Source organism: Enterococcus sp. AZ109, assembly GCF_051714625.1.
Taxonomy (GTDB): Bacteria; Bacillota; Bacilli; order Lactobacillales; family Enterococcaceae; genus Enterococcus_A.
Genome location: NZ_JBIOSF010000002.1, coordinates 295,504 through 310,074 on the forward strand (window position 1 = coordinate 295,504; position 14,571 = coordinate 310,074).

At 41.0% G+C, this 14,571-nt stretch carries 18 protein-coding genes; 10 read left to right on the forward strand and 8 right to left on the reverse strand.

The window, feature by feature from the left end:
- Positions 1-65: 65 nt before the first annotated feature.
- The gene (arcA, locus tag IGI42_RS18000; protein ID WP_438717362.1) at positions 66-1,292 is read right to left on the reverse strand and encodes an arginine deiminase; all 1,227 of its coding nucleotides are present in this window, start codon (positions 1,290-1,292) and stop codon (positions 66-68) included.
- A 210-nt stretch (positions 1,293-1,502) separates the two neighbouring features.
- Between arcA and proB the strand changes: the two genes are divergently transcribed.
- Entirely contained in the window at positions 1,503-2,315 is an 813-nt protein-coding gene (gene proB / locus IGI42_RS18005; protein ID WP_438717364.1) for a glutamate 5-kinase, read from the forward strand.
- The gene (locus tag IGI42_RS18010) at positions 2,308-3,561 is read left to right on the forward strand and encodes a glutamate-5-semialdehyde dehydrogenase (protein ID WP_438717365.1); all 1,254 of its coding nucleotides are present in this window, start codon (positions 2,308-2,310) and stop codon (positions 3,559-3,561) included. The genes proB and IGI42_RS18010 overlap by 8 nt, the downstream gene beginning before the upstream one ends.
- A 308-nt stretch (positions 3,562-3,869) precedes the next feature.
- On the opposite strand, the gene IGI42_RS18015 is transcribed toward IGI42_RS18010, so the two are convergent.
- Positions 3,870-4,295 carry a MerR family transcriptional regulator gene (locus tag IGI42_RS18015; RefSeq protein WP_438717366.1) on the reverse strand — a complete coding sequence of 142 codons (426 nt, stop codon included), beginning with the start codon at positions 4,293-4,295 and terminating at the stop codon, positions 3,870-3,872.
- A 97-nt stretch (positions 4,296-4,392) separates the two neighbouring features.
- Here IGI42_RS18015 and IGI42_RS18020 point away from each other — a divergent pair, with 97 nt between their 5' ends.
- Entirely contained in the window at positions 4,393-5,241 is an 849-nt protein-coding gene (locus IGI42_RS18020; protein ID WP_438717367.1) for an aldo/keto reductase, read from the forward strand.
- A gap of 323 nt (positions 5,242-5,564) precedes the next feature.
- On the opposite strand, the gene IGI42_RS18025 is transcribed toward IGI42_RS18020, so the two are convergent.
- Entirely contained in the window at positions 5,565-6,104 is a 540-nt protein-coding gene (locus IGI42_RS18025; RefSeq protein ID WP_438717368.1) for a DUF3267 domain-containing protein, read from the reverse strand.
- 292 nt (positions 6,105-6,396) lie between these two features.
- Here IGI42_RS18025 and IGI42_RS18030 point away from each other — a divergent pair, with 292 nt between their 5' ends.
- From IGI42_RS18030 to IGI42_RS18060, 7 genes are all read left to right on the forward strand, one after another.
- Complete coding sequence (locus IGI42_RS18030; protein WP_438717369.1) at positions 6,397-7,095, forward strand: RraA family protein; 699 nt, start codon at positions 6,397-6,399, stop codon at positions 7,093-7,095.
- 532 nt (positions 7,096-7,627) lie between these two features.
- The gene (locus IGI42_RS18035; protein WP_438717370.1) at positions 7,628-7,999 is read left to right on the forward strand and encodes a DUF3796 domain-containing protein; all 372 of its coding nucleotides are present in this window, start codon (positions 7,628-7,630) and stop codon (positions 7,997-7,999) included.
- On the forward strand, positions 7,986-8,183 hold the full coding sequence (locus IGI42_RS18040; RefSeq protein WP_438717371.1) for a helix-turn-helix transcriptional regulator: 198 nt from the start codon (positions 7,986-7,988) through the stop codon (positions 8,181-8,183). The genes IGI42_RS18035 and IGI42_RS18040 overlap by 14 nt, the downstream gene beginning before the upstream one ends.
- A gap of 187 nt (positions 8,184-8,370) precedes the next feature.
- Positions 8,371-9,087: an MBL fold metallo-hydrolase gene (locus IGI42_RS18045; protein WP_438717372.1), complete on the forward strand. Its 717-nt coding sequence runs from the start codon at positions 8,371-8,373 to the stop codon at positions 9,085-9,087.
- Positions 9,071-9,622 (forward strand): TetR/AcrR family transcriptional regulator, encoded by a 552-nt coding sequence (locus IGI42_RS18050; RefSeq protein WP_438717373.1) that lies wholly within the window; start codon positions 9,071-9,073, stop codon positions 9,620-9,622. Before IGI42_RS18045 ends, IGI42_RS18050 begins: the two co-directional genes overlap by 17 nt.
- Positions 9,623-9,639: 17 nt before the next feature.
- Positions 9,640-10,374, forward strand: coding sequence for a nucleoside/nucleotide kinase family protein (locus IGI42_RS18055; RefSeq protein WP_438717374.1), 735 nt, complete (start codon positions 9,640-9,642; stop codon positions 10,372-10,374).
- Positions 10,375-10,406: 32 nt separating this feature from the next.
- Complete coding sequence (locus IGI42_RS18060) at positions 10,407-10,748, forward strand: DUF2568 domain-containing protein (protein ID WP_438717375.1); 342 nt, start codon at positions 10,407-10,409, stop codon at positions 10,746-10,748.
- A gap of 68 nt (positions 10,749-10,816) precedes the next feature.
- Here the strand turns inward: IGI42_RS18060 and IGI42_RS18065 are convergent, their stop codons facing one another.
- From IGI42_RS18065 to IGI42_RS18085, 5 genes are read right to left on the reverse strand one after another with little or no spacing between them, the layout of a single operon-like run.
- Complete coding sequence (locus IGI42_RS18065) at positions 10,817-12,010, reverse strand: M20 family metallopeptidase (protein WP_438717376.1); 1,194 nt, start codon at positions 12,008-12,010, stop codon at positions 10,817-10,819.
- Between the two features lie 15 nt (positions 12,011-12,025).
- Positions 12,026-12,409 carry a PTS sugar transporter subunit IIA gene (locus IGI42_RS18070; RefSeq protein ID WP_438717377.1) on the reverse strand — a complete coding sequence of 128 codons (384 nt, stop codon included), beginning with the start codon at positions 12,407-12,409 and terminating at the stop codon, positions 12,026-12,028.
- A gap of 25 nt (positions 12,410-12,434) precedes the next feature.
- Complete coding sequence (locus tag IGI42_RS18075; RefSeq protein WP_438717378.1) at positions 12,435-13,262, reverse strand: PTS system mannose/fructose/sorbose family transporter subunit IID; 828 nt, start codon at positions 13,260-13,262, stop codon at positions 12,435-12,437.
- 3 nt (positions 13,263-13,265) lie between these two features.
- A complete protein-coding gene (locus IGI42_RS18080; RefSeq protein WP_438717379.1) occupies positions 13,266-14,015 on the reverse strand; it encodes a PTS mannose/fructose/sorbose/N-acetylgalactosamine transporter subunit IIC in 750 nt (249 codons plus the stop codon).
- A 15-nt stretch (positions 14,016-14,030) separates the two neighbouring features.
- A complete protein-coding gene (locus IGI42_RS18085) occupies positions 14,031-14,519 on the reverse strand; it encodes a PTS system mannose/fructose/N-acetylgalactosamine-transporter subunit IIB (protein WP_438717380.1) in 489 nt (162 codons plus the stop codon).
- Positions 14,520-14,571 lie beyond the last annotated feature (52 nt).

Consider the following 14,571-nt stretch of genomic DNA (forward strand, 5'->3'; position numbering starts at 1 on the left):
ACTAATAAAACGAACGAATTTCTGAAATGTCTTGATATTTAGCTTGGCGAATCATTGCCTGCATTTTAATCTAGATCTTCTCTAATAAACGGCATACTCATACAACGTGGGCCACCACGACCGCGAACTAATTCACTACCAGGAATACGATGCAACGTTATACCTGCTTCTTCTAATTTTTGATTCGTAATCGGGTTGCGATCATAGACCACAACTTCACCTGGGCCGATCGCCAAAGTGTTAGACCCATCATTCCACTGCTCTCTGGCAGCCGCTGTCAAGTCATCACCGCCGCAGCGAATAAATTCAACTGCCGGTAATTCTAGATAACGACATAGAATGCGTTCCAAAGAGTCTGTTTCCTCCACAATTTTCGGAACACCACTTTCCTTAGCCACTGAATAAACAACTAAATTTTCTTCAATTTCCGGATGAATAGTAAATTTGTCGTGATCCACCATGGTAAAAACTGTATCCAAGTGCATGAATTTTCTTACTTCGCCAATGTTAAAAGCTAAAATATGTTCAAAGCTGTCTTCGTAGTCAAAAACATTTTTAGCTAGCTTTTCAATTGAGTTAACATCCGTCCGTTGCGAAATTCCGATCGCCAGCACTTTTGGCGTCAGCACTAAAATATCGCCTCCTTCTAAGCGAGTATCCATTGTGCGATTGTACAACAGTTTTACTGGATCATCCTTAAACATAGGATGATGCTGAAAAATGTATTTACCGTATAAGGTTTCTCGCCGACGAGTTTTAGCATACATCTTATTCAAGGAAACACTGCTACCGACAATGGAAAAGGTATCTCGGGTAAAATACAAGTTAGGCATAGGATCAATGTAAAACGGATTACTGTCCTCCACCATATCAGATAAATTTTGGTTTCGGGTAATGGTAAACTGATTCTTTCGCAGGCCTGCCATGGTTTGGTCAATGAATGCTCGAGTGTCCTTAATGGATAAAAAATATTCCTCGATTTCTTTTCGAGTATCCACACCCGTAACATAAGCTTCATTCAAATACTCAGTTAAAAACTGCTGCCTTAGCTCCTCAGAATGTAACGCTTCTGCTGCCAAGTCCTCTAAATAGACAACGTCAACCCCTTGCTTTCTTAATGTCTCAGCAAAAAAGTCATGTTCTTTTCTCGCTTGTTCTAAAAAGGGGATATCATCGAATAATAGCTGCTCTAAATAATCGGGCATTAAATTTTCCAACTCACTGCCTGGCCGATGCAACATCACTTGTCTTAGTCGACCGATATCAGAATAAACGTTTAATGGATTTGTCATTTTTAAGACCTCCTTACACTTTTATGCTATCAAATCACAGAGTCTTTCACAATGTATAAAGTCTTTGAATGGACAAAATAAGATAAATAAAGAAACTTTTTTGAAGTATTTTCACTTTTCGATGAAAAATAGATGAATTTACGATGAGAATCTGGTACAATTCCAAAAATAGCTTTAATTGAGTTTGCGGCAAAACTCGAGGTGAAAAATGTGAGAAAATTTTTAGGTGATGTTGACAGAATTGTGGTCAAAATAGGAACAACCTCTTTGATCCATCCAAATGGGAAGATTAATTTTTCTGGAATTGATCAACTAGCGTTTGTTCTAACGGATTTAAACAACAAAGGAAAAGAAATTATTCTTGTATCATCAGGCGCAATCGGCGTAGGCATGGAAAAACTGCGCATGACTGAACGACCAGCAACGATTCCAGAGCAGCAAGCGGTTGCTGCTGTAGGACAATCGGAATTGATGCATTTTTACAATCAGCGTTTCTTAGCTTACAATCAGCAAACGGCGCAGGTATTGATGACGCGGGACATCGTCGATTATCCTGAAAGTCGTAAGAATGCAATTAACACGCTGGAGCAATTATTAATGATGGATATTATCCCCATCATCAATGAAAACGACGCAGTAGCCGTTGATGAATTGGACCATTTAACTAAATTTGGTGACAACGATGAATTATCAGCGATTGTCTGCCAAATGCTGAATGCAGATTTATTGATTATGCTTTCGGACATTGACGGATTTTACTCAGACAATCCTAGCAAGAACAAAGACGCTATTTTATATTCTACCATTTCAGAAATCACTCAAGATATTATGGCACAAGCGGGCGAATCTGCTGGTAGTAAATTTGGCACTGGCGGGATGATCAGTAAATTAAAAGCGGCTAGACGTGTTTTAGATGCACAAGGAGCTATGGTGCTAGCAAATGGCAAGCCACCTCGTATCATTTTTGACATTTTAGATGGAAAAGAAGTCGGAACACTTTTCAGGGGGAAAGAATATGTGTAATACGATGGAACAATTAGGAAGAAATGCCAAAATGGCAGCTACAACCTTAAGCAGCTTAGACACGAAAACAAAAAATGCCTGTCTGCAGGTAATGGCAGATAAGCTGAGAAAACATAGCAATCGTGTATTAACCGCCAATCGCAAGGATTTGGAAAAAGCAGCCGCAAACGGCACACGTGAAGTTATGCTGGATCGATTGCGATTGACACCCGAACGAATTGAAGCAATGGCTCAAGGGATTGAACAGGTAATTGAACTGCCCGATCCAATTGGCGAAATCAGCAAAATGTGGCGCAACGAAGCGGGGCTTTTAATTGGTCGTCAGCGGGTTCCCTTAGGTGTAATCGGAATTATTTTCGAGTCGCGACCAAATGTTACCACAGATGCTGCGTCCTTGTGTTTCAAAACGGGCAATGCAGTGATCCTGCGTGGTGGAAAAGATGCGTTTCAATCAAATGAAGTTTTAGTCACCATTATGCAAGGAGCTTTGGCAGCCTGCGACTTACCTCGCAATTGTATTCAATTTGTCAATGACACTTCCCATGAGGTTGCCAATCAAATGATGAAAGCCAATGCGTATTTAGATGTTTTGATTCCTCGCGGCGGTGCCGCTCTAATTAAGCGCATCACAGAAAATGCAACAGTTCCTGTTATCGAGACTGGCACTGGCAACAACCATGTATATGTTGATTCGGCTGCCCAATTAGATATGGCGGAAAATATTATCATTAATGCTAAGGTTCAACGCCCTTCTGTCTGTAACTCTATCGAGACGATTCTTATCCATGAAGATATTGCAGAAGAATTTTTACCTCAGATAGAACAAGCCTTAGTGACAAATCAGGTAGAATTACATGCCTGTCCGAAATCAATGCTGCACCTGCAAACGGCTAAACCTGCAGAAGACGAAGACTGGGCCACTGAATATTTGGATTTAATTTTAGCAGTTAAAATCGTGTCATCATTAGATGAAGCGATTCACCACATCAACAAATACAATTCTGGTCACTCAGAAGCCATTGTTACTGACAGTTATTCAGCTGGGCAACGCTTCTTAAACGAAGTGGACGCAGCGGCAGTTTATATTAATGCTTCTACCCGCTTTACCGATGGCTTTATGTATGGCTTTGGTGCCGAGATTGGTATCTCTACCCAAAAACTCCACGCTAGAGGACCGATGGGATTAGAGGAATTGACCTCTACCAAGTTCGTTATTCAAGGAAATGGTCAAGTACGGGAAGGTTAATGATTTATCGTGAACAGGTGCAGGTGCCAATTTGGGCCTCACCTGTTTTTTTCATTCGATCTTAGCAACCTCATGCATCCTCGGTGTTGTATGAGGACTAGGAGACTGAAATATATTCAAAACACTAAGCTTTTGGCGATAGAAAAATAGCGTTCAGTAAACTATTGCTGCTAATAAATCATGTGTGTTGTCTCTCGTTTAAGCAAACGGTTTAGCTATCAGACTGCCTACGCTTGCTTTTACTTTTTGATAGTATCAGGAAATAGACGACTGAAAAGCAGCTCCTCCGAAGAACAGCTGCTAGATTTTTATCCATTCGCAATTTTTGAAGTTTCTTGGCTCCACTGACTTGGATCTGTCCGATCTACCGCTTCTTTTCCCTGCTGCAAGCGTTCGTAGAAATCCAACTTGTCGCTTAAATAGAAAGAACATTTTTGCAGCTTTTCTATTTCTTCGTTCACTCTAGCCTGCTGCTCCCGTACGATTTCAATACGTACAGGTAAGGCCTCTTCACCGATCAAACATAAATCCACATAACGCTTAATCGCATCTAAAGTCATCCCACATTCTCGCAATACTTTGACTCCGGTTAACCAATTGACTGCTTCTTCATCAAACAGCCGAATATTGTTTTTTCCACGTTTTAAATTGGGAATTAGTTCATTATCAGTATAAAAGCGAACCGTATGGGGATTCATCTCTAACATTTCAGATACTTGCTTTACTGTATACATAAACTTTTCTCCTTTTTCCTGTTGACTTAGAGTCGCTCTAAGGTGATACAGTCATTGTAGCAATAAAAAATAGAAGAGACAATAGGAGGATTTTTCTATGGAAATGATTAAATTAAACAATGGACTAGAAATGCCAATTGAAGGTTATGGAGTATTTCAAGTTACACCAGAAGAAACAGAACGCTGCGTATTAGATGCTTTAGCAGTGGGGTATCGTAGCATCGATACAGCCGCAGCTTACGCAAATGAAGAGGCAGTCGGTTCAGCCATCAAAAAAAGTGGCATTCCTAGAGAAGAGTTATTTATCACTACCAAGTTGTGGGTCCAAGATCAAGGCTACGACAACGCTAAAAAAGCGGTCGAAACTTCTTTAGAAAAATTAGGACTAGATTATTTAGATTTGTATTTAATTCATCAGCCATTTGGCGATTATTACGGCTCATGGCGGGCAATGGAAGACTTGTATAAGGAAGGAAAATTGAAAGCTATCGGTGTGTCTAACTTTGAAGTCGATCGTCTAGTTGATTTGATTTTAAATAATGAAATTACTCCAGCCGTCAACCAAATTGAAGTGCACCCTTTCCATCCGCAGCAGACTGCCAAAGCTGTGATGGACGAATACGGTGTACGTACAGAAGCATGGGGTCCATTAGCAGAAGCACAAAATGATATCTTCAATAATGTTGTGCTAAAAGAAATTGCGGCTAAGTACCAAAAATCAGTGGCACAGGTTGTCTTAAGATGGCATATAGAGCGAGGCGTAATTATCATTCCTAAATCCGTTCGAAAAGAACGCATGCAAGAAAATCTGGCTCTTTACAACTTCAGCTTAGATCAGTCTGACATGGAAAAAATCACTGCCTTGGATACTGGTAAAAGCGACATTATTGATCACCACAGTGTCGAAACTGTGAAGATGCTAAATGGCCTGAAGATTCACGACTAATTATATTTCAAAAAAAGGTTATGACAGAAGTGTTCAGCTCCGAGAAATAAGCCAAATAATCTGAAAATAGCTGCTTCAGTTACACCGATTATGCGGTTTTCTGTTCATTCGTTTTCAATAGTCTTCTACTAGTTAACTTATTATGTAATTGAACCACATTCTAATTGTCACTTGGTAAACTGGTAAAAAATTTTGAGTTCTTGTATTTATAATACCTATGAAAAACTCCTGGCAAATTTGCTTAGTTTCGCAAATCATTCATTTTCTTCCATGAGTTTTCTATATATAGCAAAAAAGGCTGGATTCTCCAGCCCGTCACTTGCTTACAAATAAAAATCAATCCCTACCTCCGTATCCTCCACCAGCGATTTTGCTGGAGTCTTAGCAATCAACCAGCACCAGTAAAAATCACCCACACAGGCACCACCATGAACTGCCGCAAACAAAATATATATATTGGAAGGTAAAATTCCCAGCAGGTAAGCCCCTGTCAAACCAAGAGTAATTAGTACAAAAGGAGCCGCTGAGATGCAGGCAAATTGCCCTCTCGTATATTTTGATCCCGGCGAGGCAGCATAGGCCATCCCATTTTTGAAGCCGAATTTCACCTTGCCTGTTGGGGCAAACAATTTGAAAAATAGCCCATGAATCAATTCGTGAATCACAGTCAAGACCACTAATAGAACCAACATAAAAATAAAATTTCTCAATCGGTAAGAATAGTCACCATTACCTACCGGCCAAATCACTGTTACGCCTACAAAAACTACATACAAAACTATAATGATCGGGATCGAAGCAATATTCAACCGCCTAACTAGTTTTTTGTCGTTAAAAATATCAATCGAGCGAATCCGTTCCATCACTAATCCCCTCCTTTTCTTCCATTGTAGTTTTTTTCCCAAATGAATACAATGGCCGCCTAGATGAAATGATAGTGGTGTTAAGAAAAGAATCCCCTGCATTCCAAACGTTTTATTTTGAAATATACCATTTATATTGAACTAAAAACATCAAAAGTACACCTCCCTCTCACAAAACCTGTTGAAACTGTTCTATTCCCTAACTAGGTACGGTAAAATAGAAACAATGCAGCTCCATCGGAAAAGCAATCCAGCAAAGCTGCCTAGTACTGAACTATTAGGAGGAATCAATATGACCATTGGAAACCGCGTATATTTGAAACGAAGTCTGCCCGATCCTGCATTAGTGAAACGCTTTAGCAAGTTGCCGACTGCCGATGTGGCTGACTGCATGTCTCGTACATCCGCTCTATCACCGGAAATCAAACTGCAGTCCTCACCAGAAAATTACATGTGCGGCGTTGCGCTGACTGTGAAGGCCCGCGCTGGCGACAATTTGATGATTCATCAGGCGATGCAGATGGCTCAAGAAGGCGATGTAATTATCGTTTCTAATGAAGGCGACCGTTCGCGGGCAATGACCGGTGAAATGCTGTATCGGTATATGGCCGAGTTCAAAAAAGTAGCCGGTATTGTGATCGATGGTCCGGTTCGCGACCTGAACGTCTTGTCTCAAGGTAAGTGTCCACTTTACGCTACCGGCTCGACCCCAGTTGCTTCTTATAAAGAAGGTCCCGGCGAAGTCAATGTTCCGATTTCCATCGGCGGTGTGGCAGTCATGCCCGGAGATATTGTCTTAGGCGATCTTGACGGAGTGGTTATTGTTCCTAAAAAAGATGCTGCAGCGATTATCGACAAAGCCGAAGCAATTACTGCCAACGATCCTATGAAAGTCAAAAAAGCCGCCGAAGGAAATATCGACCACTCCTGGTTAGCCGGATCAATGGCAGCCAAAAAGGTTGAGTTTATTAACGACGAGTATTCATTGTAAAACAGAATTTTCACTCTATGAAAAAAGAGAAGTCCGCTCCGCAAGCGAACTTCTCTTTTTGGTGTATTCCCCAAGATACTGTACAGATGAGTGTGACGTTCCATATTCTTCTACGTTTCATTCAGCAAATCGCCTTGGCGATGCGTTGCAAACCCAAAATAAAGTTCCAATCATGGACATAAAGGAAATGCAATAACTCACCCTATCCGAGCCATCACACGTAATATCAACATCAAATAAATCAATCAAACTGTCACTGAACACCAGCTGCACCACAGTCAAGAGAATTAAAAATGCCACCTGCATAAACAACAGCCAATGCTTACGAATCTTCTCCATCTAGTTCACGCAATCTCTACCTATAACGGTTTATTTTTAGTAAAACATGGATGAAAGGGTTGCGCTATTTTTTTGTGCTTTTAGACTGGGAAGTCTTCTTTCATTAAATGGAAACACATTGTACTGTTGAATTTTATGTGGTATATTTATATCATAAAGATAGATATACACCACATACCAAGGAGGAATTCGTATGAAATCAAGAAGCATTCTGCATGGACTGATGGGTTTGCTCTCGTTGTTAGGCTTTATCGGAATTTTTACGGAGGAACGAGCCTTTTTAGCTTTCTTCGCATTTGTCGTTGATTTTGAATATTTCTTTATCAAAACCGATGAAATGCTGGAGGAATACTTGGACAAGTCCGCTTCACTCGGCTTTTACTGCGGCATGATCGTTACAGCTGTCGTCACCTTAATCTATTTCTTTGCGAACAGTCATGGCGGGCATTCTGCACTTTTATACGGGATTGTTTCTGGTTGGGCTGTTTCGGTTGCCGTACATGGTCTTTCGATTGGCTATTACTCATTCAAGGAAGGTTGGATACTTGGGCATGATAAAGAATAGAATCAAAGAATACCGAGCCAAACACGATATGAAGCAAAGCGAGTTAGCTAATTTAGTGGGTGTCCGACGAGAGACCATCGGTAATCTTGAAAAAGGCCGCTATAATCCTTCACTGGTTTTGGCCTGGAATATCGCAAAGGTTTTCAATGTGACGATTGAAGATATTTTTACCATAGAGGAATAAAACACAGATTGTTAAATGGATACTAAAAGCTTCCTACTTGAACTTCGCGATGAATAAGTTCAGTAGGAAGTTTTCTTTTTCCCCCTTAACTATCCATCGCCTCCATTTGACATCTTCCCTGTAAGGTGTAGAATAAAACTAATTGGATTAGTTAAAAACTACCCCAATTAGCTAAAGGAGCCCACCTATGAAAATACTCAAGAAAAGAAATCTTTATCAGCTGACTTTCCTGCCAGCGATTTTTCCTATCAATTGTTTTGTATACGAGAAAGCTGACAGTCTCATTGTTTTTGATATGGGAACAACAGGCTTTGTAAAGGAATTGGTCAAGCTAGAAAAACAAACAGGCAAAACGGTCAGCACTCTGCTTCTCACTCATGCCCATGGCGACCATGTAAATGGTGTTCCGGCTTTTCGAAAAGCTTTTCCTAGCGTTAAAGTAGGAATTTCTGCTAGAGATAGAAAATTATTAGCTAGCGATTTTAGTCTGCTGGAAAATGAGGCATCCAGTAAGATCAAAGGCGGCGTGCCGAAGGAAGAAATTCCCGTTGATTTTATCTTTGAACCAGACGAAGAAATAGCAGGATTTAAAATCGTAGCGGTCCCAGGACACACACCAGGTTCGGTAGCTTTTATCGATTCAGAAGGTACCTTGATCGCTGGAGACGCTTTTCAATTGCGGTGCGGTATCGCAGTGGCGGGAATTATTCGACCACTTTTTCCATTTCCTGCTTTGGGCACCTGGGATGCTGCGACTGCATTGGTTAGTGCCAAAGTTTTAGCGGCCCTTCAGCCGGAGCTTTTAGCAGTTGGACACGGCGATATGCTGGAACATCCTGCTGCAAAGATGGAGCAAGCGATAAAAACAGCCGAAAGGAAATTGCAACATGAAAAAAATCACTAAAGAGGAAATTATCGAAGTGGCCATTCTGATTTTGGATGAACGCGGCATTGATGGAGTCAGTCTAAAAGAAGTAGCCGAGGTACTGAGCATCAAACCCCCCTCCTTGTACAACCACATTAAAAACCGGGAAGATCTATTGGCATTGGCTGCTTATTTCAGTTTAAAAAACTTTTACCAAACGCTGCTGGTAGCTAGTGTGGGCGTTGAAAAAAGAGAAGCGCTTTTGGCAATGGCCGGTGCGTATCGGCAGTTTGCGGTAGATTATCCGGGGCAATATGAGTTGATTCAAAAGCAAATTTATTGGGAGAATACCGAGGCAGAAGTTATTTCTAACCAAGTCATCGCTCTGCTGCAAAAAATATTAGCCAGCTTTGATTTGCCTAAGGGAGAACAAATCCATTTCATTCGCCTGGTGCGTAGTTATCTTCACGGCTTTTCTTCCTTAACTGGAAAAAAATCGTTTCAACTCCATAAGGACATCGAAGAAAGCTTTCTTTATGGCTTGAACATTATTTTTTCAGTATTGCCGGAGTAATAGAAAGGACGATCACGATGAAAAATTATCAACTGTCTGTCAATGATTTGATTATTGAGGCTGCTTTTGAAGAAGAAAACATAAAAACAATTTTCTTCCCTCTACTAAAGAAGTGGACAAAGTTGCAAAAAGAAAAAGATCAGCGGATATTTGTTTACCTGGCAGCTCCTCCTGGCTGTGGGAAAACTACCCTAGCCGTCTTTCTAGAGCGGCTGTCGAGAAATTTTCCCGAGTATACGCCGCTTCAAGCAATCGGTTTGGATGGATTTCATTATGAACAAGCCTATCTCAACCAGCATGACCTGGAGCTCGATGGAAAAAGTGTTTCAATGAAAGATTTCAAAGGTCATCCGGCAACCTTCAATGTTCCGCTGCTGCTAGAAAAAATCAAGGCGGCCCGTTACGAAGACAATAAATGGCCAATCTATAGTCGCAGGCTTCACGATGTCGTGCACGAGCAGCTGCAGCTGACTGAGAAAATTATTTTGCTGGAAGGCAATTATTTATTACTGAATGAAGACCCGTGGGATCAGCTCCAGAAATATTGCAGTGATCGGGTCTTCTTGTATACAGATGCTGCGGAGTTAGCGGAACGCCTGATCCAGCGAAAGGTGTTGGGAGGATTGCCCTACGAAAAAGCGCAAGCCTTTTATGAAAAAAGTGATAAGCGAAATGTTGAACGACTACTCAAAAGCCCACCTCCTGCCGAAACGACGCTTTATATAAAGGATGGCATTTTTTACTTGGAATAGTGTGGAAAGTTTGATGGAGGTTTAATTGATAGATGACGTTTTTAGTAGCAGTAACTTTAGGGATTCGCTTTCTTTTAGAAATAATCACTGTAATAGGACTTGCTAGCGGCGTTTTCTTGCAAAAGCCGTGGATAGAAAAACTATTCTTCGGCTTCTTAGCTGTCGCTGTTACTCTCCTTTGGGCAAAATACGGAGCCCCGAAATCGCTCGCAAGCTTAACTGGCTTATACAAATTCGGACTAGAGCTAGTTGTTTATAGCGTCGGTATTGGAAGCATCTGGCGAATTTTTGGGACGAGGATCGGCTTGGTTTATGCCGGCTTTGTAGTGGGTGATTTGTTACTAATGTACGGACTTAACTTACAAGGAAATTGATTTTTATTTATTGAAGTAAAATAAATAAAAATACGGAGGCACTTTTCTTACACCTCCGTATTTTACTTCTAATCTTCTTTCATGCGTTCCGCCAACTCTTTTTTAGCCTGCTCGACAATTTCAGAATGTAAAAATAGCTCAATGGCTGTTCGGCTTAACGCTTTACTAGTCACTTCAATACAACGCCGGCCAGCTGATGAACCGGCTAACTCTCTAAATTTCGGTGTATGTCCAGAAATCTTGTAATCAGGGAAAATGGTGACATACGGATTGCAAATCGGAATAAACCGTGACACATTTCCTAGATCCTCACCACCGTAATCATGCGGCATCCCTGGAAGCAACGGTTCCCCCATCTCTTCCAATTCCTTGCGACAAACGAGCGACAGAACTTCATTTGGCACTCTCCCTTGGTACCCTGGGCTCAATCGAATATTGACTTCACAACCTGTTGCTAAGGCTGCACCTTTAGCACAATTTCGTACTCGTTCTACATACATTTCCAATTCACTCAAACTAAAGCAGCTAACGAAGCCTTCCACGTGCACATAATCTGGTACCATCGCTTTGCCTTCACCACCAGCGGTGATAATTCCGGTTAGTCGAGCATCTGATTTAAAGTGCTGACGAATCAAACCAGTGGCGACAAAATATACATTGGCGGCATTTAAGGCGCTCACACCGTCTTCAGGATGAGATTCTGCATGAGCGGGTTTGCCAATAAATTCCAAATCAATTTCATAGGAAGATAAGCATGCTCCAGCTAAACGAGTTTTATCACTTGTAGGGTGCATAAACAATATCGCATCGATTCCTGCAAAAGCATCATTTTCCAACATGATAATTTTTCCGCCGCCGCTTTCTTCAGCTGGCGTACCCATAACTGTTAAGGTCCCACTAATATCTTGTTCATCCATAAATTTTTTTACGGTTAAGGCTGTGCCCAATGCCGAGGTACAAATTAAATTATGTCCACAAGCATGCCCTAGCCCCGGTAATGCGTCATATTCGGAAATAATCGCAATATTCAGTTCACCAGGTTTCCTCGTATAGGTTGCCCGGTATGCAGTATCCACCTTCCCAGCCTTTTCCTCTACTTCAAACCCGTTTGCTCTTAAAAAATTTACCTGCTTTTCACAAGCACGATACTCCTCAAAAGCTACTTCTGGATCGTCATGAATACCTAGCGAAAATTCCCACCACTGATCCATCTGCTCGTCTATATAGTTTTCCAGTTCAGCCTTTACTTTGGTTACATCCACAGGTAAGCCTCCTTTTTATCTTGTCGAAAATTTCCTTGTGACATCAAATATGCTATCTCTGGCAATCTCAATCACTTTTTCCGCATCTTCGTCTAAATTATTGTACAGTTCGATAAACATAGGCAAATTCAAGCCGGAAATAATCTGCATGTTACGATCCTTTGATACCCGCAAAGCTACGTTACAAGGACTGCCTCCAAACAAATCAACCAGACAAATAATGTCATCAGGCAGTTGAGATAGCTCGTTTTCTACCTTTTGCAAAAAATCCTCTGGCGAATCATCATGATAGAGGGAAACGGCGGTAGCATGGTCTGTTTCGCCAATAATCATCTGAGCTGATTGGAGCAAGTAGTTGCCAAATTCACCATGGGTAAGAATCAAAATATGTTTTTTCACTTTTCAGATCCCTCCACATCAAACATTAAAACAGACCGATTAACGAACCTAACAAGGACAAGCCGATAATGGTACCTATTACTAGATTGTAGCTTTGACCTTTTTTATCGAAGTACCAATAAATCGCAAAAATAACCAATAACGGCAGCATTCCTGGTAAAATCTGATCCAGCAACTCTTGAACTACTAATGGTTCGGCATTACTCAGCTTTATTTCAATTGGAATTGACAAACTAACATAGCTTGCTGACAATGCCCCCATCATAATCAATCCTAAAATACTAGATCCAGTGATCACTTTGTTAATCATTCCAGAGTTTAACAGCGCTTGAATTGATTCACGCCCAACCTTATAGCCAAAATTAAATAAACTATAGCCCAAAATAAGCGAGATAATCGCAAATAGGAATGGCGTAATTCCCCCAAGAATATTTCCTGTTTTAGCTAAAGTAACAGCCAATGAGAAAATAATTGGTCGAAGTGTTCCCCAGATAACGGTATCTCCAATGCCCGCTAACGGTCCCATCAATCCTGTTTTCAATCCCGAAAACATTTCATCAGGCAAATTGACACCATTGGCCCGTTCTTCCTCCAGTGAACAAATGACACCTAGAATTAATCCGCCGAAGGTTCCCTCAGTGTTATAAAATTGCAAATGACGTTGCATCGCTGCTTTGTACTCATCTTTTTTATCTTTATACAATTCATCAATTGTTGGAAGCATGCTGACACAAAAGGACAGGGCTTGTAACCGTTCATAGGAATTACTTAACTCTGTGGTAAATACCCAACGAAAATAAGTCTTATTCAGCGTACTCTTGGATAAAGTCAGCTCTTTTGTTGTATTTTCCATCTGCTATCCCTCGCTTTCCGTTTTGCCAGAAATAATAACCAAAATGGCAATACAAGTACCGAACACTGCCGCTGCCATCGTGTTTAATCCTAAGTACATTACCGCAAAGAAACCAATAATAAAGTATGGAAGGTATTTTTTTTGACCGATGGTATAAATGACAATCGCAAACCCTAGCGCTGGCAATACTCCGCCGGCAACTGCTAAACCATCCATAATCCACTCCGGCGTAAGCTCTAAAATTCGATCAACGATATCAGAACCAAAATAAGTTGTGATGAACACAATTGGAAAGCGCAGAAGAAACCCTTGAATCAGCGGATAAATGATTCCTGTCCGAAACACACCTTTACTATCACCTGCTTCAGCGTATTTATCAGCGCTGTGAATGAACATTGCATTCATTGTTCGTCGAATCTGGTCAATAAAGACACCCAATACCCCAAATGGTACTGCTAAAATAACCGCTTGCTCAGCATCCAGTCCTGTTTTCAGAGCAATTGGAATAGCAATTACCGCTGCTAGTGTCGCATCCGCAGGTATGTTTCCACCTGGAAAAATCATTCCCAAATACACCAGTTGAATTGATGCCCCCAACAACAATCCCGTTTTTAAATCCCCCGCAACTAAACCAAAAACCATCCCAATAAACAAAGGCTGACCTAACACATCATAAAACCAGTAACACACTTTTGAATGGCCAAAGAAATACAGTAAACCTGCAGTGAAGGCCATGGTTACGTTTGAAGTCATATCCCCACCCCTTTTTTAGTTAAATTTTGTTAATACTTTGTCAAATTCGATTTTGGGTTCGGTTGGTAACACATGCAGATAAACATGCGTCCCCTGTTCTTGGATTTCTTTTAATAGGTCAACGTCATGCTGATCCAAAGAAATTTGATTCAACACATTTACTCGTCCAGGTCCTCCACCTAACCCGCCGATTTGCAATTCCTCCATAGGAAAGCCTGCTTTTTTCGCTTCATACACATCATCAATGCTCTTAAATAAAACTAATAAGGGCTCTTTACCAAACTGATCCTTCTCCCATTGAGGAACGGCGTCTTTAATTGAATGGATTTCTACCTTTGTGCCTGGCGGTGCCGCCATCGTATAAATGCTAGCTAAAAACGTATCCTTTGCTAACTCATCGTTAATAACGACAATTTTCTTGGCATTGGCTTCCTTTAACCACTTGGTAATTACCTGACCATGAATCAAGCGAAAATCAGCACGAATCAAATTAATACTCCCCATCATTGCTTCCTCCTTTGTTAAACCTGTCCAGTCACTTTAAGCCTTTCCTCCC

Excerpts from the sequence above, each read along its gene's own strand:
- IGI42_RS18085 (WP_438717380.1), bottom strand. The coding sequence starts at position 14,519 with ATGGGGAGTATTAATTTGATTCGTGCTGATTTTCGCTTGATTCATGGT.
- IGI42_RS18030 (WP_438717369.1), top strand. The coding sequence starts at position 6,397 with ATGACCATTGGAAACCGCGTATATTTGAAACGAAGTCTGCCCGATCCT.
- IGI42_RS18025 (WP_438717368.1), bottom strand. The coding sequence starts at position 6,104 with ATGGAACGGATTCGCTCGATTGATATTTTTAACGACAAAAAACTAGTT.
- IGI42_RS18015 (WP_438717366.1), bottom strand. The coding sequence starts at position 4,295 with ATGTATACAGTAAAGCAAGTATCTGAAATGTTAGAGATGAATCCCCAT.
- arcA (WP_438717362.1), bottom strand. The coding sequence starts at position 1,292 with ATGACAAATCCATTAAACGTTTATTCTGATATCGGTCGACTAAGACAA.
- IGI42_RS18010 (WP_438717365.1), top strand. The coding sequence starts at position 2,308 with ATGTGTAATACGATGGAACAATTAGGAAGAAATGCCAAAATGGCAGCT.
- IGI42_RS18060 (WP_438717375.1), top strand. The coding sequence starts at position 10,407 with ATGACGTTTTTAGTAGCAGTAACTTTAGGGATTCGCTTTCTTTTAGAA.
- IGI42_RS18045 (WP_438717372.1), top strand. The coding sequence starts at position 8,371 with ATGAAAATACTCAAGAAAAGAAATCTTTATCAGCTGACTTTCCTGCCA.
- IGI42_RS18055 (WP_438717374.1), top strand. The coding sequence starts at position 9,640 with ATGAAAAATTATCAACTGTCTGTCAATGATTTGATTATTGAGGCTGCT.
- IGI42_RS18040 (WP_438717371.1), top strand. The coding sequence starts at position 7,986 with ATGATAAAGAATAGAATCAAAGAATACCGAGCCAAACACGATATGAAG.
- IGI42_RS18080 (WP_438717379.1), bottom strand. The coding sequence starts at position 14,015 with ATGACTTCAAACGTAACCATGGCCTTCACTGCAGGTTTACTGTATTTC.
- IGI42_RS18020 (WP_438717367.1), top strand. The coding sequence starts at position 4,393 with ATGGAAATGATTAAATTAAACAATGGACTAGAAATGCCAATTGAAGGT.
- IGI42_RS18035 (WP_438717370.1), top strand. The coding sequence starts at position 7,628 with ATGAAATCAAGAAGCATTCTGCATGGACTGATGGGTTTGCTCTCGTTG.
- IGI42_RS18050 (WP_438717373.1), top strand. The coding sequence starts at position 9,071 with ATGAAAAAAATCACTAAAGAGGAAATTATCGAAGTGGCCATTCTGATT.
- IGI42_RS18075 (WP_438717378.1), bottom strand. The coding sequence starts at position 13,262 with ATGGAAAATACAACAAAAGAGCTGACTTTATCCAAGAGTACGCTGAAT.